Origin of the sequence: Treponema sp. OMZ 803 (assembly GCF_024181165.1) — a bacterium.
Classification (GTDB): domain Bacteria; phylum Spirochaetota; class Spirochaetia; order Treponematales; family Treponemataceae; genus Treponema.
This window is the reverse complement of the sequence record NZ_CP051195.1, coordinates 1,137,661-1,159,374: the sequence shown is the minus strand read 5'-3', so window position 1 is coordinate 1,159,374 and position 21,714 is coordinate 1,137,661. Positions and strand designations below refer to the sequence as shown.

Below are 21,714 nucleotides of genomic sequence, written 5' to 3'. Positions count from 1 at the left end.
AAGCCTCTTTTGAGAGTGCTTTGCTCTTTTGAAAAGAGTTTAATTTCATTACGTATGTGGAGGTTGTATGTCAAATTTTTTATCGGTTAAAGATTTTATCGCTCAACAAAAAGATAAGATGATTGAGCTTGAACGGCTTTTGTGCTCCATTCCAGCCATGGCTCCGGAGTCGGATGGCGACGGGGAGTTGAAAAAATGCGAAGCGCTGGAAGCGTATTTAAAAAAGCTCGGCTTTACTCAATTTGAACGGTTCGATGCACCCGATACGCGGGTCTCCTCCGGTATCAGACCGAACCTTGTGGTTACCATTCCGGGCAAAGACGATTCAAAACGGGTTTGGATTATGGCGCATACCGATGTGGTACCTCCCGGAGAGCTCGCAAAATGGGAAAGCGATCCGTGGGTTCTGAAGCAGGACGGTGATAAAATTATCGGGCGCGGTGTAGAGGATAACCAGCAAGGACTGACCGGAGCGGTATTCGCCGCTTACGCATTTCTTGCATTAAAGATTCAGCCTGCTCACACCGTAAAATTGTTGTTTGTTGCTGATGAAGAAGTGGGGTCGAGATACGGCGTTATCTATCTTTTGAATAATCATCAGCTGTTTAAGCCGCAGGATATTATCGTCGTCCCTGACGGAGGAGATCCTTCGGGCGAGACAATTGAAGTTGCGGAAAAGAACCTGTTGTGGTTAAAGGTTGTTGTGCATGGAGTGCAAACGCATGCTTCTCGCCCCGATTTAGGAAAGAATGCGCACATTGCGGCGGCGGATTTAGCGCTCCGCTTGAATGCTTTGGAAAAAGTGTTTTCAAAGCAGGATAATTTGTTCGAGCCGCCGTATTCGACCTTGCAGCCGACAAAAAAAGAAGCGAATATCCCGAACATCAACACCATTCCGGGCGATGATGTGTTTTATATGGATTGCCGTATACTCCCGTGTTACACTGTTGCGGAAGTGATGGAGAAGATAAAAGTCGAGGCAAGTGCGATAGAAGCAAAATACGGCGTACAAGTAGAGTTAATTATCGATGATTCGGCGGAATCACCTGCAACGCCTGTTGATGCCGAGGTTGTTACGATGCTGTCAAAGGCTATCGAAAAAGTACACGGCAAAAAAACGCAAACCATCGGTATCGGCGGAGGAACCGTTGCAGCTCCGCTCCGTCAGGCAGGCTTTAATGCCGTCGTATGGAGTACGCTCGACGATATGGCGCACCAACCGAATGAATACTGCATTATGAAAAACTTAATCGACGATACGCAGGTACTGGCAGCATTGATGTACGGAGTCGATGCGCTGTAAGTGTGACGGAGGTATGAACGCCGCACCGGATGATGATTGCCGGGATGATAATCGTTGGAATGATGATTGGCGAAATGAGCGTGCTTCCGATACGGTTATCCGCTTGCCGGAATATGTTTCGCCGGCGTTTAAGGCCTTGATTATCTCCGCAGCACCTGCCGCCGCTGCTGCGCTGCGTCGGCAGGTGCTTTTCTCCGACGACGAACAGATCGTGTCGGAGGAAGAGCGGGGCGACCCGCTCGGCGAGGCGCGCTATTGCGTTACCCCGTATCTGGTACACCAATATCCGAACCGCGTGCTGCTATTGAGTACCGGCCGCTGCATCTCGTATTGCCGGTACTGTTTCCGGCGTGAATTTACCGCCCGCTCAAGCGGCTTTATTTCCGATGAGCAAATCGGAGCGGTAACGTCATATCTTAAAACACATCCCGAAGTACAGGAAATTCTGGTTTCGGGGGGAGACCCGATGAGCGGTAGTTTTGAGCAAATAAAGCATCTGTTGGAATGCCTCCGTTCCGTCCGTCCCGATTTGCTGCTCCGCCTCTGCACCCGTGCGCCGGTCTTTGCACCGGAGCTTTTTACCGAAGAGCTTATGATACTCCTCCGTTCCGTTCGTCCGCTCTGGGTGATTGCACATATAAACCATCCGGCGGAACTCGGCACGGCGCAGCGGCATGCCTTAATCCGCTGTATCGATTCGGGGATTCCGGTGCAAACCCAAACCGTATTGCTGCGCGGCGTTAATGATGATCCCGCCGTTCTTGCGGAGCTTTTCCACGCGCTGGTATGTATGGGGATAAAACCCGGATATTTGTTCCAAACGGATTTGGCGCGGGGAACGGCGCATTTTCGTGTACCGCTTGAAAAAGCCGCGCTTATATGGAAAGCATTACGTAAACGCCTTTCCGGTTTATCGTTACCGCAATTTGCAGTCGATTTACCGAACGGCGGCGGAAAATTCCCGCTTTCCGCCCTACTGCTCTATGAGGATATTATCTCCCCATTAAAAGACGGCCGTTTTTCGGCACGGGGTATAGACGGAAAGAGCTATACTTATCCGAGGTAAGTTTTATTGACTAATGGCGAGGGAGAATCGTCTTTTCAAAATTTTCCGTAAATTTTGATTTCAGCCCCTTATCTTCGGTGTTAAAAAACGGTAATCCTATTAACACATAAGAACTGTTCCGCTCTATAACGGCATGCTCTCTTCCGTAGCGTTTAGTGATTTCTTCCAAAAAATCTTGTTTCCAACCGTCGTTGTCATCTCCTGCAAGATGGCTACCTTTTGGTTCAATAAAGACTTGGTAGTATGCATTGGGGTTGCCGGCTTTTCCGTGCAGAAATAATAAAAAATCCGGTTGAAAGCCGCGGCCGGTATCAAAATCAAAAATCTTATAGACTTCTTCATTTCGGAGCAACTGAAAAGAATCGTAATTGGTAAGCAAATTTGATTTTCGGTCTTTTATGAATTGAATTAAATTCCGTTCTTCGCTTGTACCCCAAAATGCATCGAGCGCATACCAGCTTGCGGCTTGCAGTTCTTTTTCCAAAGTCCTGTTTTCCTGTGTTTCTGATGCCTGTTCATCGATGTAAATAAGTCTTTCTTTAGTAAAACATATTTTGCCTTTTTGTTGATCGAACGAAAATATATCCGAAAATTTTACCAACCGAAAATCCGCTCCTTTATATGGCTTATCGAATTGTTCCAATTCCTTTTGCAGGTAAGTAAAAAAATTTTCACACATTTCCAGCACTTTTTTATTCGGAAGATTTTCATATTTGTCTGTATCATGCGTGAGCCTGATTTTTATATCTTTTATGAAATCAAAAAATTCTTTCATACTCCGAACATTAAATCGGCATAATATATTCTCAAAACTATAGTAGGAAGCGGCATTTGCATTAAGGCGATGAATAGCTTTATATTTTATATGAGTCGGAATATCGGAAAATTTTAATTCTTCTGTTTTTAATTGACCGCTTTCAGCCGCAATATACGTATCTTCTTTTTGAAAATCAACATTCCGTATTTCAGAATACTGACTTGTAGTAATTCTGTACCCGAACGGCGCAAGATTTTGAAAATCTTGCGGCAGTTGTTTTAATCTGCGTTCGGGATTTTTAATTCGACTATTTACAAACAAATACATTCCATTCAGTATCTCTTGCTGCGCCGGTTTTACAGGAAAGATTTTTTGCGTCCGCTTTTCCGTCATCAACCCTCTGTTTTTGAGTTCATTCGATAATTCACTGATATAACGATGATCTTCGTCAGAATGAAAGTAGAATTCTTCCAAAATACGCAGCTCATTACCGATATCATCATCGAATTTACGGCGATTAACCGGCATATCATTATAGACAAACGGAAAATAACGCACCCCGCGTCCTATCAGTTGCACTTCGCTCGTCGTGCTTGTACCGGCCTTGTGCGTTTTAGTATCCGTATCGCGTCCCGTATACAGTCGGACAATGTCGTATAAGTTCAGTACATCCCAGCCTTCGGTAAGGCGTTGCACGGTGAAAATCGCCCTAATATGATTGCCGTAATCTTCAAGACTGTTTAGAAGCCGGTCTATTTCGGAATCCGTTTTTTCTTTTTTTGTTTTATTTGTCTTACTGTTTGTGATGATGATAGTACGCTCTTGAAAGTTTTCACGGATATAATCGACGACATTTTCAAAAGAACATTTACTCTCTTTGAGATATAACAGAATTCGTGCAAAGATATTGCCGTTTACGGTGTATAATGATGGAATTGTGTCATCAGCGGGCATATTTATTTTTGAAAGATTATGAACAAAGTCAAAGTCAGAAGCTTGTACGGATTTGCATAAGGCAATAAACATCCGGCAATCTGCTTTTGAATCTTCAATTGTTTTGCTTCTAAAAAGAATAACCGGTTTAAAATTTGGAATTCTTGCTTTGAGCGCAATGCGATAGCGGTACCAATTTAAAAGTAATGCCTGTAAAATTCTTTCTTTTAGCGCAAGATTTGATCGAACTAGACGGATATGTTTTGTACAACCCGCTTCAACAAAATCTTGCAGTTCAAATTTGATAATTATTTTATCTTCATACTTTTGTAACACTTCCGATGTATTGGGAATCGTAGCGGTAAATTCCAAAAGCGCATTGCGGTTTTTCTTTTGGTTTTCATCGTCTTTGTTTAAAATACAATGACACACTGTATGTTCCCACGAACGTTCAATATCGTCTTCTTTTGCAGAATCTTTTAATTCTCCGATAAACGAAATTTCATCCGAAAGAGAGGCTTGTTTTTTCTTTGCCGTACTTGCATTTAAGTGATGTGCTTCATCCCCGAATAAAATAACATCACGTTTTTGCAAGTCTGAAAGTAATACGGAGTTTTCGCTTTCTTTATAAATATCATTATGCAGTTTCTGAATTGTCGTAAATTTTATCTGTACGTCATCGCAGAAATCGGAAAACATATCGACTTCTCGAAATGCAACTCCTCTACCGTCAATGATGACATTTTCTTTAAATAGGTATTTAGTATGCTTTGTGTCGATAAAATTTGCCTGTGTCTTTCCAAGAATAGCATTTTGATTAACAAAAAAGATAAAATTCCGATATCCCTGCTTGTAGTAATACAAAATCAATGCAGCCATAACGAGCGTTTTACCGCTTCCCGTAGCCATATTGAACATAAGGTGATTCGGTGAAAGTATTTCACCTTTTTTAAGCAGTTTTGAACGAAGTTTTTCGTTGACGAGAAAGTTTTCCACAGCTTCACGCTGCCAGTCATAAAGCGGATATTTTAAGTTATCCGTAATGTATGAAGGAATTGCATAATCGCGTTCGTCAAGGATCTCTTTTTGATTTTGAATTTTATCGATAAGCATTACCTATTTTCCTTATCATTGCCACGTAGCCGGTAAAAATCTTCCGTAATTGCAATGTCGTTCGTGCTGAGCCCTGAGTTATTGTCCTCCCTGTCATCCGCATTAATGTACAGCTGATTTAAATCGAGCATACGGCAAAACATTTCTTTTTGTTCTTTCAAAGGGAGCGATTGAAAGCGATCGGTTTTGACTTCTTCACAAAATTCCTTTATACGGACATTGTAGTGTAAAAAATATTTGCTGCACAGTTTATCGAATATGGAAATAAGCTCTTCACCATTTTTACAAGCACTAATAAGCCGTACTGCTTGTTCGTTCTTTTCAGCAAGTTCCATATAAACAAAAGAACCGCCGCCGTGCCAGTTTTCAAGTTTTGAGATTCCGCCCTGTTCACCCTCGATGACTTTTTTAAGCCGCTCTACCGTAACGGTATTGATGTAGTCCATTTGTTCTACACCGATATACTGTCGATTCATTTTATGCGCAACGGCAGCGGTTGTACCTGATCCGAGATGGTAGTCGAGAACGATATCTGATTCAGAAGTTGACAGTTTGATAATGCGCTGCATAAAAGGTTCTGGTTTTGGAGTACTAAAAACGATTGAACCGAATAAGCTTTTTATTTCATCAGCAGCATTTGCAGCATTGGATGCATCAGTCCAAATACTTTCGAGAACTTGTCCTTTATGTTCATTTATAAAGAGTTTCCGATAAATATTATCACCTCGTATGACTAATTTATCTTCTTGATCTAATTTTTTCAGATTCTCTTTTGAAAATAGCCATAGCCGTTCTGAAAAGAAGTGTCCTTCTTTAGTAGTAAAATCATATTGTACCCCGCCTTGTGTACCTCTAGCCCAACAAGCAAGCATTCGCCATTTGCCGCGCTTATCATTGTCAGGATTTTTATATTGGAGTTTTGTTTCTTCATCCAGTTCTATAAGATTAAAGTTCAAAATACTTTTTTGTTTCGCAAAGACAAGAAAATACTCATGAGCTTTACTGAACCATCGTGCTGAATTATCCCTTCCGCGTTTTCTTTTCCATACAATTGTACTTATAAAATTTTCTCTTCCAAATACATCATCCATCAGTAATTTTAAATAGGCTTGTTCATTGTCATCGCATTGTACAAAAATAGCCCCGTCTTCTTTTAATAGTTCCCGCGCAATTTCAAGTCGATTTTTCATAAAGGTGAGCCAACTGGAATGATTAAAATTATCGTTGTATGCAAAACTATCGTTCCCCGTATTGTACGGCGGGTCTATGTAAATGAGCTTTACCTTGCCTGTAAATTCTTCTTTAAGCGAATGAAGCGCAAGTAAATTATTTCCTTTGATTATCAAATTATCGGTGATGGTATCTTCCGAAAGTCCGCGTTTCTTATTCAATTCCGCATCGCGGTTTAATTTTTTACAAAGAGAAGATTTTCCCGATTCATAACGCTTTGCGTTGCAAAATGCTTTCGGGGAAAACAAACTGTCTATTTCATCGCGGGCGAGTACCTCATTGTAAAACACTTCTCGACGTTTGCTCTTTTTTTCCGTGTATCTTTGCTCTTTTTCATCATACTCAAAATAGGTATCCAAACCGTCTTCTTTACGCTGACCACCTTCCAGTATGCAATCTTTGAACGGAAAATTCAAAACAACTTCGCTCCAGTCTATCAATGGAATATCTCCCATATATAAACCGATTTTTTGTCCGAGGTATTTTGAGTATGAATTACAGGCGGAAGAATATTCCAAAAATTCTTTAAATCTCGCCGTATTAAAAACAAAACTATCTAAAACCGGAGTAAAAAAAGGCTTTTTTTACGGAAGGATTGTTAAGCAGCGGTGCAAGCAATTTTATATCACCGCGTTCGGCACAATCCTTTATCACATTAATTTTTAATCTCGGTTTTTGGTTTTTATCGGCAGCCGGTTCTACAAAATCCGGTACTGCAGCAAGTATGGTTTCAATGTGCTGCTTAAGCGCATTCGTTTCAGGTGTTTCAGTATACGGCATAACGGCTCCATTTACTATTTGTAAGGAATTTTAACCAAAAGTGAACAATTTTATTAAAAAAATAACCATTCGTTAAAATTATCGGCGTATTGTTGTTGTATTATAGCGATTTGTATATTCTTTCCGGCAAATCGTAATTTTATAATAACATTATGACTGAAATTGAATTGATAAAATTGTATTCGGAAAACATAAAGCGGCTACGGTTATCTAAAAAACTGACGCAGGAACGGCTTGCTGAACGTGCCGGTATTACAAGCGCATATATCAGTGAAATTGAAAATCAAAAGAAAATCGGGAAATTTGAGACAATTGCATCTATCGCCGCTGCGCTTGACGTGGAACCGTATGAACTGTTCTTACTGGTAGGTGCGATGCCATCCTATAACGGTAAGCGTACGAAAGCATTAATGAACCGCCTTCGTAATAATTTCAACGATCTTGTAGATACGATAGAGGAATTTTTAGCGGAGTAGCGGCTAACAGGTTATGTAAGTCGCAAATACGTCTAAAAAAACTCCATGGCAGTACGCGGTGAATCCGAACCGGCAAAATGTGTAGGGCGTGACAAAATAAGCATTTAATAAAAACTTGTGATTTTCTCTTGAAATTCTTAGCCATTTTTGTAGCCGAGCCTTATAAGAGAGGTATATGCGCGGAGGCGAAAGATAGTAAGAAAATTTCATAATATCCCTATGAGTTTTACAGCTCGAAACGATTACGCATTTCTTTCCATTGTACATCCGTGTACAATGGAAAGAACGAGTTTTGGCGCTGCCGAAACATCGTTTCTGATATAACCAGCGGCATCCATGCCGCTTCTGTCTCTTTGGTACGAAAGAACCTCATACGGACATAGCAATCCTGAAATGACTTTTGCAAATAGGTGGAGTAGATGCTAGGAACCGTGCCGAAATAAAACGGAGACGTATCGGGTATACGTTGAGTATTTATTTCGGCATAGCGACAACGCAGATGCCCGCTTATTTGCAAAAGAAGAGTATATCCCTCTATTTTACAACGAGAAAGCTGGACGGCTCGATATAAAAATCCGCTTAAATGATGGGCGAAAAATCGATGTGGAAATACAGAATACCTACTTTGATTATTATCCCAAGCGGAGTATTTTCTACTGTTCAAAAATGATTCATGAGCATTTTTCCCGTGGTTTACAGTACATATAATGTATTGCAATCAATGTACTGAATAGTCCGTTTAAATTAAGCCGCAAAGTACATTCGGTTTATCGGATACGGGAAGAAGAAGATCGGACACTTTTGGATGAACTGTTGGAGATTCACTTTTTAGACTTAACCAAGCTGCCGAAAGAGAATTTGACAAGCCTAGAAAAATGGCTTATGTTTATCAAAACAGACAGTAAAGAGGAAAGGACTATGCTAGCACAAGGAAATCCTGTAATGGCGAAGGCAAACAAAGTAATGGATATCTTTTATCTGGATGAGCAAGAGCGGAAGCGATATGAGGCAGCATGGGAATATGAAAGCGATCGATTATCAATGATAAGCGAGTCTGAGCGGAAAGGCCTTGAGCGCGGATTAGCTGAAGGCGAAGCTCGCGGTTCCCGCCAAAAGGCGCTGGAAACCGCGAAAAATCTCCTGCATTTTGGGTTATCACGGGAAAATATCGCGCAAGCAACCGGACTCTCTCCAGCAGAAGTGGAAGCACTATAAGAACGAAGCTTTGGAACAAAGGCTGGTCATTAGGATAGATTGCTGCACCGGCTCGCAATCTACCTAAGTCGTCCGCTAAGGGGAACCACCACCATCCGTGGCAAGTTCAAAAATTGACCTCCTTGTCAATTTTTGAACGGGAATTTTGGCAAAGCCAAAATATCGCTATTGCTGGGAACCACGCCCGTCCTTGGGCGTTCTGATACGTTGAGGATTTTCGGCAGCAACGTTTTGCCAAGAGTAAAACTTGCAAGTTTAAGCGGCATTGCCGCTTAAACATTGGCACGGATGCCACTGGTTTAAACAGTAGCGATATTTCGGCAAAGCCGAAATTCGCCATTAAAAGTGTACAGGGATGTACACTTTTAATGATGCAACGCAGTAGATGCGCCGTATCTGCAGCGCTTTTGAAAATAGCCTGTTGAGCAGTTATACATCCGTGTACAACTGCTCAACGACAAGTTTTTCTACTGAAAAACTTGCTTCTGCTCAATCCACGGACATCCTTGTCCGTTCTGCAATTACAAGGCGCGAACACGTAAGCCTTTTGAAATAGACGGTGCAGATACGAGGAGTTAGGCAAAAAAGTACCGCAGGCACGGTAAAAAATATACATCCTTGTATATTTTTTACCTGCGTGTTTGCAGGGCAAACACACTACTGACTAGAGCCACCGCCGTCCTTGGCGGAATTGATACGTTGAGGATTTTCAGAAGCGGCACGGATGCCGCTGGTTTAAACAGAAGCGATATTTCGGCTTTGCCGAAATTCGCCATTAAAAGTGTACAGGGATGTACACTTTTAATGATGCAACGCAGTAGATGCGCCGTATCTCCAGCGTTTCTGCATACCCTGCAGCATTTGAAACAAACTTTTCCGTAAGCCTTTTGAAATAGACGGTGCAGATACAAGGAGTTAGGCAAAAAAGTACCGCAGGCGTATCTTTGATACGTTGAGGACACTTTTTTGCCGTACGACGCAGTAGATGCGTCGTATATTTCAAAAGGACACTTTGAGACCCGGCACCACCGCCCTAATCTTATTATCGTACATTGCTTGCGCATGGATAGCCGGTATAAAGTATTCTCCTTTATAGGCAACCGTTGCATAGAACTTGTAGGTTACCGAATCCCTACGCGCTAAATCAAAGTAGGTATACACGACGTCGTCTCTGATGTCCTGATAGGCGAAAGAATCCGAACCGTCGCTGCTGTCCAAGGCTATCCGGTCGTTACTGATTTCCCAGCAGGTTGGAATCGGGAACGTCAGCGCGATATTTTCGATCTTCTTCGATGTTTGGTTCGCGACAAGAATTTTTATGACGAATGAATCCCCTACCTTCAAATTGGTAGGAGAAATCATGTATCCGTCGGAATTGAAGTACGAAACATCAAGGTCGATATTTTCATTCTGCCGCTGTTCCGTTCCCGGTACGGACATGCCTTCTGCGGTTAAAATGCCGTAGAGGATCGCTTTTCCGGTGTTCGTTACTTCGATGGTCTGTTTGTCCGCCGTTCCCGCAGGCAAGGTTTCGATAATAGAGGCGTTTTTAAGCTGTCCCTGTCGCGCCGCGCCGTTCGCCGTAACGGTATAGCTGCACGAGGCTGCATCGCGGTTTTTGTAATAGGGTAAAAGCGAGAATAGGAGCCATGCGGTCTCTTGCGTGCTGCACCAATCATCGGAGGAAAGTACGGATGCAACCTCGCGGGCTGCTTTCGCTGCCTTTACATCATCCTTCAGCAGCGTACATACCATCAAATAGAGTGCCTGTATGCGGGTGGACGAACCGAAAGAGCCGCCGGTATACCGGTAGGATGTCTCCTGTTTAGTCAATGCGCCCAATGCATCTGCAAACACATCCTCCGCCGTGTCATCTCTGCCCGTAAGCGAGTATGCAGCAGCCAGCAGCAGTGCAGCGGAAGCATCAAGTCGTTCATTTTTCAGCCGGTTCATTGCGCCGATATTCGGGCTGCCTGCAAGCGCAAGCGAAAAGAGCCGGTATGCCTGTATTTCAGCCGAATCTTCACTATAGGATTCCCATTCCGCCGCGGAAGAGGCGAGCCAAGAGGTCAGCGGTTTTTTAATCGAATCGGGTACCGCATAGCCCTGCTTCTCTGCCTCCGTTAAGAAGTGGAGCGCATAGCTCGAACCCCATGCGGACGGCGCGCTGTTGCCCGGCCAGTATGCGAAGGCTCCCGATGCGGTTTGATACTGAGGATACCGTTCGATAACCGATTGGATATGCTTTTGAATGCGCGTCTTTTCCTGCGGCGACAGCTGTGCAAAGTCTGCGAGATACAGTTGCGGGAAGCCGCCGGAGGTAATTTGTTCGATACATCCGTGCGGATACCGAATCAGGTAGTCGAGTCTGCTTGCTAAATTGAGCGCCGGTATGGAAGAAAGCTCCATCGAAAGTGTTGTCGAACTGACTTCTCCCGGACTTTGCACGCTCACAATCGTTTTCTCCGAAGGTTTCAGCGTAAACGGTGTACGGTAGGTAACGGGAATACCCCGTGCCTGTACCTCTACCGGCGTTACCGACTGCGCAAAACCTTTGTCCGTTTTTACGGCGGCGGTGAAGTCGGCTGTACCGGCCGCTTCCGTCTTTACCGTGAACGTAACGGTCGTATCCGAAGAAGCGGGAACCTTTACGGTTTTTTCAGCGTTAAAGGACGGAATGGCGCCTTTTGTATTCAAGGTGATTTTTGCATTTTGTGCAGAGTCCGTCCCGTTGAATACCGTAACGGGTACATCGATACGCTCGTTGGCACCGAGTGTGCGGGGGAGCGCGGCCTGTATCATAAGGTCGGCCTTTACGGGAACGGTCTTTTCCGCAATACCGTAAGCGCCGTTAAAGCCCGCAACCGCAATCGCCCGCACAGCTCCGACATATTCAGGCATATCGAACGAAAGCTGCTTCTTTTCACCGGCGGCGATCGTAAAGGGGCCGAGGTATTGTACCACCGGTTTGAACCGATTGTTGCCCCGTTCGCGGTTATCGGCAAGGTCTTCGGAACCGCCGATTGCGAGCAGTGTTTCAAGCTTTCCGCTATAGGCGTTCATAACATACTGATATAAATCCCAGCTCGAAAGCTGTGACGCTTCTTTCTTATAGAATTCGCGTCTCAGTTCCGGCCCGTGATAGTTCGTTAATCCTAAAAGCCCTTCATCGACAACAGCCAGCGTGAATGTCATCGGTTTTCCGTTTTGTTCGGATACGGAGATAACCGCTTTTTCGTTGGGCGCATAGACGGCCGGAGCGGTAATCACCGGATTGAGTTTCGTGGCGGGATTATCGACCATCACCGGTACGATACCGTAAAGGCGGATCGGCAAACTGTTCGCCGTTTGCAAGTGTTGCTGCAATACCGTGATATGCACGTACACATTCGGCGCCATTGCCTCCGTCAATTTCAGTTTATACACCGTGGTATCTTTAGCGGTTTCAAGCCAATCCTGTTTGAGAATTTCGCCGTTCTTTTCTACCGTAACGAGGGCTCTGTTTCCGGCGCTTGAGGCAAACGAAACAGAAGCGGTTTCGCCCGTGCTATACTGCCGTTTGTCGGTGATGAGCGTAACCATCGCCGCGCTGCCCGAACCGCTTTCTTGAGCGCGTCCGGCCCATCCCGGCCAGTCGATATACACGATTTTTGCCGCACTGTGTCCGCGCCGCCCATCGGAGACCGTAACAAGATAACGTCCCCATGAAGGATATTTTATTTCAAACTGAAAGCTCCCTTTTCCGTTTGTAACGGGTACCGAGCCGCGTACAATTTCATAAGACGAGTTGCTGGAGACATACGTTGCGTCGGTAAGGGCGTCTTTTTCCCACCACCATTTCCAATCCAATTTATGAATCGTATATGATAGTTCGCCGGAAGGAACCGGCTTACCGTCTTGGTCTATCAGCAGTACATCGGCGGTATGTTGAACATCGGTTAAAAGCATTCCGCGGGCGGCATCTCCTTTCGGCAGCCGCAGACCGACATAGCGGCTGTACGGCGAATACGGGAAAGCGCTTTGTTCGGTAGAAAAGGCTCCCGACGGTTCAAAGATGCGGCTGACAAAATGCGCCTGTAGTTTTCCCGGTACGGGATCATCTGCGCCGATGGTGAAATGTTCGCTGAATGTTGCCTTTGAGGCGCTATTCAGTGTTCCTTCCCAAATGGTTGAGCGGCCTAGTTCCATTTCTACCGACGGATTGGTAAAGCTGAAATCGGAATAACCGAAATTATCCGGCGCAGAGGTAAAGAACACGGCAACGTCTGCGTTGTAATTGGGGGCCGGTGCACCGTGCAGCCATGCCCCCGAAAGCGTAAAGTTGTTCGTACCGCTAGTAAGCATTTTTTTCTCAGGTTCCAGTTTAACCGATAGGCGGTTCGGGACGACCGTTTCAATGCGGAGCGGCCGAGTCCATTCCTGTCCGCCGATTTTTACCTTTGCTTGCCAGAGACCGGTTACCGCTCCGGCGGCGGTTTTTGTTTCCACCGGATAAAAGCCGTTTACCGAATGGGTTAGGAGGCGCGACTCTGTTACCCGTCCGAGCGGGTCGGAAAGTTCAAAAGAGACCGGAATATCCGCGGGGAGGCTTTTCTGTAAATCCTGCAGCACAAAGGTCAGGTAGAGCGGATCACCCGGCCGCCATACGCCGCGCTCTCCGTAAATGAATCCCTTTACGCCGCCTACGGTTTTTTCGCCGCCGGTTTCAAAATGACTGACGCTCAATCCCGTTCCGGCTCCAATTTTCAAATATGAAGTCTGTCCCTTGTAGCTTGCCGCGATGAATACTGCCTTGGAAGCGTCTTCGAGTACTGCGGAGCCGTTTTTATCCGACCGAAGTTCGGCATTTTTTGAGCCGACATACGAATAGCAGGTAATTTCCGCTCCGCTGATAGGCTGCGCCGTTTTGATGTCGGCAACACTGACGTACAGTTTCCCGCTCGTTGCCTTTTTCGCCATAATGCCGACATCCGAGATAAGAATGTTCCGCTTTATCAAATTCTTACTATTAAAACGCGGAATGTAAAAGGCCGGATGATAGGGGTTGTTTTTATTTGACCAATAGGTATCCCGTTCATCATAATCCAAATCTTCCCAGTAATTCCACCAACTTTTTTCGTCGGGCGGCAAATCAGCTTCGATTATATCGGGAGGCTGCGGCAGCGAAGCAAACGCTTCATCGGCATCTGTGGGAATACGGTATTTGATATTCTTTTTTCTGAATGAAATGCGTATTTGAAACATCCCATGAGGATATTTTTTAGTGAGCGCCGACACATCGATTCCACGCGGAATATATTTATTCTGCATCGAATCGTCCCAATCGAATGAAACATTTTGCGTCCACACCGGCTCGCCCACGCGGTACAGTTCATCGGTTCCGTCCAATTCATTGACCTGCAAGAATTGAACGATGTTATGATCGTAAATAGCAAAAGCTTGTATTAAAAGACCGCTCACGTTCCGTGTCTCGACCGGTAGCACCGTCCCCTGTGATGACGGTAAAATAGTTCCGTCGGTCATAAAACGCACGGACGGCAGTTCCCAATTATCCGAAAGAGTGATAGTCCGCGCTGCGGCAAGGTAGATGCCGTTCGAGCTTTTGATCCCGTTTGAAATACGGATAGTTCTGATATTCCGCCAATTTGAATCGTCATAAATCGTCAGTACGTTACCTCTGGCTGATACGTTAACATCGTCGCTCCGAGAACCGTCTTCATTGTGAGTCGAAATAAAATCCTGTATATCTTGAGATGTGTCGAGCATTCGCGAAAAACTTACCAGTATGGTGTTCTTTTTTGAAGTATTGATATCGATAATCGAAAATTCATTTTCCGGCGGAATAGTAAATAATTTTTCGCCCGCAAATGCCGCATCCTGTTTTTTCGACAAACCGAGCTTCCGCCCCTGCCACGAAACCGATAAGCTCCGTGCCCGTTTTTTAATACTGATATTTTGGATAAAAAATTTCCATACCTTTCCCGACGAACCTTGTTCCCATTGTATTGCGCAGGATCTTTTAAAAAAGCCTCCCGCTTTTGCCGAAACGCAGTGCCGGATGGTGTCCGCCGTAACGGGAATATCCGTAGTGATGCTGCCGCTGAGCGAATATGCCTCTTCATACTGATCAAGAGTTAATGTATCCAGCGCGACCTCGTAGGAAGGGGTATCGGCTAAAAAGACATGGCGATATGTTCCTTGTGCCGTATCTTTTCCGAACAACTTTGCGCAGTCTGCAGATAAGATGATTTTACGACCGAAAGAATAAGGAACGGACGGCGTAAACACAACCGTTTTGCTGTCTTGAAGTTCCCATGTTCCCGATTGCTTGGGAGAAAACTGCAAAGCCTGTTCAGGTTCGCAGATAATATCGCAGGCAAAGCTGACGGCAATAGGAGCAAGCCGTCCGATATTGGTCGGAGAAATCGCCGTAACAAATTCCTCCGTTCCGCTGTCCGCCGCCGTTTGCCGCTTATCGGCGCATCCGGTAAGGCTCATAACTGCGAATATAAACATTGCAGCGAGACACAGCGCTGCAGCAATGGGTATACATCTCATTTTTTTGTTTTTGACGTTTCTTGTCAGTATGTAGGAAAAAAGACCGGTATGGTTCATAGTACACTCCCTGAAATAGATAATAAATCAAATCTATCCAGCGGTCAATTACGGATTTCGCATGCAGGAAGGTAAATCCCTCGGACTTGTTGAAGGTTCCCACCAAAAAGCTCTTCAAACAGCGAAAATGATGCTTACTATGGGCTACCCCCTTGGTGATATTTGCAAAATTGTCGAACTCTCCAAAGAAGAAGTTGAGAGTCTTCAGTAATTCATAGATTTATAATTCAGTACCGTAACTATACGGTAAACGCTGCCGATGCAGTTGAAAAGTCCGGCAAGAAAACTATTGAAGTAGAGTATACATTAAAACCGCTTTAGACCGGTAAATGGTAGATCGCTTATATCTTTTCAGTATTTGTCGGTATAAAACTTTATAGTAAGCTTTTGAGCAGTTCTATTTTGAGCTGCTCAAAATGCTGTGACGTACTTCCAGCCTTGGTGAACGCAATCAGGATGCCCGAAAGGTACCCGCTTAAAACTTAAAACGATCTTCCACCGCCGCCGTGAGAGCGCCCGCTTGAAGATGTATGAGTGGAGCTTCCGGAACTGCCGCTTGAATTGCTTTTAGGCCGTACGGTACTTATCGTATTGGTACTGATAAGCGGGTCGTTCGTAGAAGCAAAGCGTACCTGTGTTTGTTTCGCCCGATCGTAGTACGGTTTTGCACCGGCTATTTTATAGCGTTTTAATAGAATCAAAAAGCTGATTAAAAACACGAAAACACCGGTACCGAGGGCAAATAAGAGGCTGCTTTTCAGCTTTGCAGCAGCTGCTTGTTCCGGCGATTGGATTATGGTGTTCAGCTTATCGATATACGCATTGATACCGGCGGCATAATTTCCGTCCGCTGCTCCTCCGTCGATGAGCGCATCGAGCAGATCATCGATACGGGAATCGGTAACGGTATTGATCGTACGCTTACCTGAGGTTGAAATATGCGCTTTTCTTCCGCTGCCGTCGCCGTATCCTGTTACGATTAACAGCAAGATTCCATCGCGGTCTTCTCCGTAGCCGTAGCCGCCGTAATCAAAGAAATCATCTGCATAAGCTTCCGCCGTCAAATCACCGGTGTCGGGAACCAGTACCACTGACGCATCCGTTTTGAGGCTTTCGGAAAATTCCGTAAAGCGTGACGCTATTTCCTGTTGTTCGCTAAGAGTCAGAATGCCCGCCATATCGACGACCGGTCGTCCGGCAAATTGTTCTATCGGAATAAAAAGTTCGTCTGCATCCCATTCGGTTTCGCTCCAATCAGCCTCGTCCGAAGTGCTCGTCTCTGCATAAAGAAGTATAAGGGGGAGAAAACAGCAAAAAAGAGCCGTAATGAGCCGTTTTTTGTAGGCATATTTTTTTGAACATACCGGCGTTATCATTGTTACCATATAAACATCCCTCCTAAGAACATGAGCGCACCGAATACTATGCCGAGAAGCCCCGATGTCAGTGCTGCTTTTGCCTTATCCAGCGGCAGTTCGCCGCAGGTTGTACCGGTTTGTCCGTTTACAGCAAAAACGTACGGCTTACCGTGATAGACGTAGGTAAGAATCCACGAAGGGAGTAACACATACCGTTGCTCACGGACAGAATACGCGGTTGAATCTTTTTCCGATTCAAAATGAGTACAAGAAGTAGATTCCTTTATCAGCGCCGCTGTGGCTTGTTTTGCCTGTGTCATTAAAGCGGGCTTTATTGCTTCTTTATCTTCGGTGTATTGTTCGGCAAAGAATCCTGCTAAATACCCTGCAGAAAAATTTTTCATCTCCGCTTCATCGTAGGGAGTAATGCTGTTGAGTAACGATTCGTCGATTTTGGAAAATGCGAGTTTTTGTAGATTGTTTACGGAAATATCACCGGTGCGGTCGATTTTGTATTTATCGGTTTTTACATAGTCCCGGTTTCCGCTTGACCAGCGGGTAACGTTCACACCGACCGCATGGTAGTCAACCTTTGCATCGATATCCGCCTGCCAGTAGGGGAGGTAAATGCCGGTGATTTTTTCCTGCTGCATTTCGCTCGTAAAGCCTTTGGGTGTAAATTTTTTTTTGCCCGCCCATTCCAGAAATTTCTGCACAGCGGTCTTTTTATCAATCTTAAACGGGATAATGCGGTCGGGTTTAAAATCGCCCTTGAGCCGGTCGGTTATAACCACCGGGCTGTGGCAGTAGTAGCAAAAAGCCGCCGTTGAGGTGTCGCCCGCAACAACTTCCGCGCCGCAGTTGGCGCATTGGTACACCTTAACGGTCTGTCTGCTTTTTCCGCTGCTGTTGCCGGAAGCGGTATCTTTATCAGGAGTTCCTCCGCTGTCATTTCCCGTACCGGATTCCGGTGCGACATTATGGCCGGCAGAAGCATCACCGGCGCTTTCGTCTGCTGCAGTAGTTTTAGCTTGCAGTTTTTCGAGATAGGCAGTCAGTTCTTCTTCCGTATGCTCGGTAAAACAGTATCCGCATTTAAATTTGCCCAATCGCGGGTTAAACTCGATAGGAGCACCGCAGGAGGGGCATTTGTAGTTCATCACACTCATATCATTCCTCTGTCAGGGTAACCACACCAGATTTTTATAAATTAATACGCCCTCAGAATAAGAGGCTGTTCAACCAGAGTTTCGCCGCTTTGCGGCTCAAATGGTTGCCCAACCTCTTATTCTGAGGAATTTGATTTATCCATCTGGTGTGTTTACCCTTCTTCTGAAACATAAAGCGAAATTTTTTTAAAATTTCGCAGAATAAGGAAAGCACCTGCTTGGGATTTTGGGTTGCAGTTGCCTTAAATCCTCTTAATTCTAAGATTCGCGGTCGTGCTAGAGTTTTGAACCGCACTCGAAACAGAATTTTGTTCCCGGTTTGACTTCTGCGCCGCATGAAGGGCAATTATTTCCTGCGGGTTTCGGCGTGCCGCATTCCGCACAGAATTTACCGGTATTCTTGTGTCCGCATTCGGTACAGAACCATTCGCCTGCCGCTTTTCCTTGAGCGGCTTGTCCCGCCGCAGCGGTTTGCTGCCCAGACTGTTGTTGAGCTGCTTGCTGCATGTGCATCTGCTGCATATTGGTTTGGCTTGCCTGTCCCATAAAGTTTCCGCCTGCGTTCATGCCCATCCCCATGCCCATAAATGCCATACCGGCGCCTGCCTGATTGGAACCTGCTGCTTCCATACCCCGCGCAATAGAACCCTGCACATAACCTTCACGGATAGAAGGATCGCCGAGCATTGCACCTTTGTTTCTCATATTGATGAGTTCTTTGGAGCTGTCGTCATACGTGATGCTTGCGATACCGACTGCCAGCACCTCCATACCGCGCAGATCTTTCCACGAATCATCGAGAATCTGTGACATGTGCTTACTGAGGAGTGTTCCCTTTGACGGAATAAACGAAATCCGCTCGCCTTCCATCGACATCTGGCTGATGGCCGCCTGCAATGCCTCTAAAAATTCGGTTAAATACTGCTCGTTGATTTCATCGATATGTACGTGCGTTGCATTTCGGGGGCAGGCTTCTTTAAAGAATTTGATAGGATCGGTTATCTTGATGGAGTAGTTTCCGAATGCCCGCAAAAAAAGCTCCGCATTATAGAAATTATCAAAATACTGAAGCGGATTAGGTGTGCCGAACTTAATCCCCTTGATTTCCTGCAAATTGATGTAGAAAACTTCCTGCTTCATCGGTGTTGTTCCGCCGAATTTAAAACGACTGAATGTTTCTTTTAAGGCATCGCCGAAGCCGCCACTGAAAAGAGAGGGAGCCGAACTGTTATCAACCTTGAAATATCCCGGTTCCGCCGTGTAGTCGATAATTTTTCCGCCGTCTACCAGCATCATAAACTGATTTTGATTAACATGGATAATCGACCCATTAGAAATCACATCGCTTGAGCCTTTGGTATTCCTATTACGCTTATCCGTGCGCACCGGTACACCCTTTGCGAGTACGATGCCCTCACCCATATCATCCGCTTCGACAACCTCAAGCCACTGATCCGCTAAACCGCCGCCTACTGCGCTGAGCGCTGCTGTTATCAATCCCATTGCATTACTCCTCTCTGTTTGTAAGATCTCTATACTAATATTTTATAAGATCTATATTAGTATAGAAAGAAAGAATCGGTAAAGAGGGGGCGGTAAGTAGAACATGGAACTCAAGTTTTTAAAAAGGCTACTCAAAAAATAAGCAATAATAAAAGCATGGGATGAGAGGCGCGTTTGCGACAAATGATGTCTCATGGAATGCCGGGAGGTAAACTTCTTGCAGAATGTATTAAAATATGCTATAACAGCACTAGCTTGTAAACCGAGGTAAACAAGAAGAATACATTGATGCTGCAAAAAAAATTCTCTGTTGAAACAGTAAAACATCTTGTTTTATTTTTATTCCTGATAGCGATAACGATTTTTTCCATATTTATTGCTGTTTCGCTCGGCCCTGTTAAAATCGGATTGGCAAATACATACCGGATTATGCTGGGAAAAGCAGTTGTCCCCAATTTACTGACCGGTATTTCAAACGCTGCTATTGCGATTGTATGGAATATGCGTGTACCGCGGGTTTTACTCGGGTTTTTTACCGGTACAGGGCTTGCCGTTTGTGGATGCGTTATGCAGACAACGGTCAACAACCCGATTTCTGAGCCGTACATTTTGGGTATTTCTGCCGGTGCAACATTTGGGGCTGTTGTCAGTATCATTCTCGGCTTTATTTCTGCCGTAGGGCTTGGAGCCTTTCTCGGCGCGATTGCCGCGACCATATTGGTGCTGATCATCGCTTCATCACAGCGAAAGATGACCACGACAAGTCTCATCTTATCAGGTACCGTGGTAAATGCCCTGTTTACGGCGTTTGCCAATTTTATCATTTCAATTGGGGCAAATTCTGACAGTATTATGACGGTTAAGTTTTGGACAATGGGTTCTCTTGCCGGTACTTCATGGTCATCACTCCCGTTACCGCTGCTCGTAGTCAGCCTTTCGTATTTTTTTTTCTTCTTACAGTACCGCGTTTTTAATGCAATGATGATGGGCGATGAAGTCGCGATAACGTTGGGGATTTCGCTCTACTTCTATCGGTATCTTTTTATGGCAGTCATTGCGGTAATAACCGGTGTATTGGTGTCTGTCTGTGGAATCATCGGGTTTGTTGGGCTGATTACCCCGCATATTGCCCGTGCACTTGTGGGAGCAAACCATCGTAGACTCTTTCCCGTCGCAGCACTCTTGGGTGCGCTTTTTATTATCTGGGCGGATGTATGTGCGCGAATATTGATTCAAAATGCGGAATTACCGATCGGGATATTCACTGCATTGGTTGGAGCTCCGTTTTTTATCTTTATTGTTGCAAAGCACCAACGGGGAGCAGGGCAGTAATATGGATTTGATGTGCAAGGATGTCCACTGCAGTATCGCTCATAAAGAAATTTTACGAGGTATATCGCTCCATGCGGACGGGCATAAATTTTATACGATACTTGGCCCAAACGGGTGCGGTAAGACGACGCTCTTAAAAAATATCTACCGGATTATCAAACCGGACTCGGGTGCCGTGTATCTTGACGGAAAAGACATCCGTGCTGTCCGCCTCAAGGATTCGGCAAAGGAAATGGCGGTTGTCGCACAATTTAATACGCTGAATTTCAACTGTTCGGTACAGGATATTGTGATGCTGGGGCGGACACCTCATATCCGCTTTATGCAAACCGAACGGGAAGAGGATTTTACCATTATACAGGATGCACTGGCAAAGGTCGGGATGTTGACTCGAAAAGATCAGCCGTATCAATCGCTATCAGGGGGAGAAAAACAGCGGGTTGTGCTTGCCCGTGCAATCGCTCAGCAACCTTCTCTCTTATTGCTGGATGAACCGACCAACCATTTGGATATAAAATATCAGCTTGAGATATTGCAGATTGTAAAAGATTTACGGATTAACGTACTGGCTGTGCTGCACGATATACAGTTGGCATGCCGGTATTCGGATTATTTGTATTTGATGAAAGACGGGGATATTTTATATGAAGGAAGTCCTCGCACAACTATTACCGAAGAATCCATGCTGACGATCTACGGTGTTCGCTGCAATATCAGCTGGACAGAGGATTCGCAGGCGATGATTCACTATAGGGGGCCGCTATAATATCTTTGGCTATGCTATCTTTGATAGATAGAAAAGACATCGGCATCTCTAAAAATCTATATCTCAGTTTTTAGAGAGTCACACAACTCTCAGGAGGT

The 21,714-nt window shown here is 45.1% G+C and carries 14 protein-coding genes and 1 pseudogene; 8 read left to right on the top strand and 7 right to left on the bottom strand.

Going from position 1 to position 21,714, the window contains the following annotated elements:
• Positions 1 to 67: 67 nt before the first annotated feature.
• Together ABH09_RS05290 and ABH09_RS05285 are read left to right on the top strand one after the other, a co-directional pair.
• The gene (locus tag ABH09_RS05290) at positions 68 to 1,303 is read left to right on the top strand and encodes a M20 family metallo-hydrolase (RefSeq protein ID WP_253715491.1); all 1,236 of its coding nucleotides are present in this window, start codon (positions 68 to 70) and stop codon (positions 1,301 to 1,303) included.
• A gap of 13 nt (positions 1,304 to 1,316) precedes the next feature.
• Positions 1,317 to 2,369 (top strand): KamA family radical SAM protein, encoded by a 1,053-nt coding sequence (locus ABH09_RS05285; protein WP_253715490.1) that lies wholly within the window; start codon positions 1,317 to 1,319, stop codon positions 2,367 to 2,369.
• Positions 2,370 to 2,379: 10 nt separating this feature from the next.
• Here the strand turns inward: ABH09_RS05285 and ABH09_RS05280 are convergent, their stop codons facing one another.
• Genes ABH09_RS05280 through ABH09_RS05270 form a run of 3 tightly spaced genes read right to left on the bottom strand, consistent with a single transcriptional unit; the run spans position 2,380 to position 7,182 of the window.
• Entirely contained in the window at positions 2,380 to 5,172 is a 2,793-nt protein-coding gene (locus tag ABH09_RS05280) for a DEAD/DEAH box helicase family protein (RefSeq protein ID WP_253715488.1), read from the bottom strand.
• Positions 5,172 to 6,920, bottom strand: a complete 1,749-nt coding sequence (locus ABH09_RS05275) for a site-specific DNA-methyltransferase (RefSeq protein WP_253715487.1) — start codon at positions 6,918 to 6,920, stop codon at positions 5,172 to 5,174. The genes ABH09_RS05280 and ABH09_RS05275 overlap by 1 nt, the downstream gene beginning before the upstream one ends.
• Positions 6,921 to 6,954: 34 nt before the next feature.
• Positions 6,955 to 7,182 carry a hypothetical protein gene (locus ABH09_RS05270; protein WP_253715485.1) on the bottom strand — a complete coding sequence of 76 codons (228 nt, stop codon included), beginning with the start codon at positions 7,180 to 7,182 and terminating at the stop codon, positions 6,955 to 6,957.
• Between the two features lie 152 nt (positions 7,183 to 7,334).
• Between ABH09_RS05270 and ABH09_RS05265 the strand changes: the two genes are divergently transcribed.
• From ABH09_RS05265 to ABH09_RS05255, 3 genes and pseudogenes are all read left to right on the top strand, one after another.
• Positions 7,335 to 7,658 carry a helix-turn-helix domain-containing protein gene (locus tag ABH09_RS05265; protein WP_253715484.1) on the top strand — a complete coding sequence of 108 codons (324 nt, stop codon included), beginning with the start codon at positions 7,335 to 7,337 and terminating at the stop codon, positions 7,656 to 7,658.
• 522 nt (positions 7,659 to 8,180) lie between these two features.
• Positions 8,181 to 8,366 (top strand): annotated as a pseudogene (locus ABH09_RS05260) (PD-(D/E)XK nuclease family transposase); the annotation flags it as partial.
• 3 nt (positions 8,367 to 8,369) lie between these two features.
• Positions 8,370 to 8,873, top strand: a complete 504-nt coding sequence (locus tag ABH09_RS05255; RefSeq protein ID WP_371922146.1) for an Rpn family recombination-promoting nuclease/putative transposase — start codon at positions 8,370 to 8,372, stop codon at positions 8,871 to 8,873.
• 999 nt (positions 8,874 to 9,872) lie between these two features.
• Here ABH09_RS05255 and ABH09_RS05250 read toward each other — a convergent pair.
• A complete protein-coding gene (locus ABH09_RS05250; protein ID WP_253715483.1) occupies positions 9,873 to 15,488 on the bottom strand; it encodes an alpha-2-macroglobulin family protein in 5,616 nt (1,871 codons plus the stop codon).
• Positions 15,489 to 15,549: 61 nt separating this feature from the next.
• Here ABH09_RS05250 and ABH09_RS05245 point away from each other — a divergent pair, with 61 nt between their 5' ends.
• Positions 15,550 to 15,699, top strand: a complete 150-nt coding sequence (locus ABH09_RS05245; protein WP_253715482.1) for a hypothetical protein — start codon at positions 15,550 to 15,552, stop codon at positions 15,697 to 15,699.
• Between the two features lie 271 nt (positions 15,700 to 15,970).
• Here the strand turns inward: ABH09_RS05245 and ABH09_RS05240 are convergent, their stop codons facing one another.
• The 3 genes from ABH09_RS05240 to ABH09_RS05230 form a co-directional block, all read right to left on the bottom strand.
• Positions 15,971 to 16,873 carry a TPM domain-containing protein gene (locus ABH09_RS05240; protein ID WP_253715481.1) on the bottom strand — a complete coding sequence of 301 codons (903 nt, stop codon included), beginning with the start codon at positions 16,871 to 16,873 and terminating at the stop codon, positions 15,971 to 15,973.
• Positions 16,867 to 18,015 carry a TFIIB-type zinc ribbon-containing protein gene (locus tag ABH09_RS05235; RefSeq protein ID WP_253715480.1) on the bottom strand — a complete coding sequence of 383 codons (1,149 nt, stop codon included), beginning with the start codon at positions 18,013 to 18,015 and terminating at the stop codon, positions 16,867 to 16,869. The genes ABH09_RS05240 and ABH09_RS05235 overlap by 7 nt, the downstream gene beginning before the upstream one ends.
• A 276-nt stretch (positions 18,016 to 18,291) precedes the next feature.
• On the bottom strand, positions 18,292 to 19,518 hold the full coding sequence (locus tag ABH09_RS05230; RefSeq protein WP_253715479.1) for an SPFH domain-containing protein: 1,227 nt from the start codon (positions 19,516 to 19,518) through the stop codon (positions 18,292 to 18,294).
• A 288-nt stretch (positions 19,519 to 19,806) separates the two neighbouring features.
• Here ABH09_RS05230 and ABH09_RS05225 point away from each other — a divergent pair, with 288 nt between their 5' ends.
• Both ABH09_RS05225 and ABH09_RS05220 read left to right on the top strand, forming a co-directional pair.
• Positions 19,807 to 20,850 carry a FecCD family ABC transporter permease gene (locus ABH09_RS05225; protein WP_162663319.1) on the top strand — a complete coding sequence of 348 codons (1,044 nt, stop codon included), beginning with the start codon at positions 19,807 to 19,809 and terminating at the stop codon, positions 20,848 to 20,850.
• A 1-nt stretch (position 20,851) separates the two neighbouring features.
• Positions 20,852 to 21,616 carry an ABC transporter ATP-binding protein gene (locus ABH09_RS05220; RefSeq protein WP_006189453.1) on the top strand — a complete coding sequence of 255 codons (765 nt, stop codon included), beginning with the start codon at positions 20,852 to 20,854 and terminating at the stop codon, positions 21,614 to 21,616.
• Positions 21,617 to 21,714 lie beyond the last annotated feature (98 nt).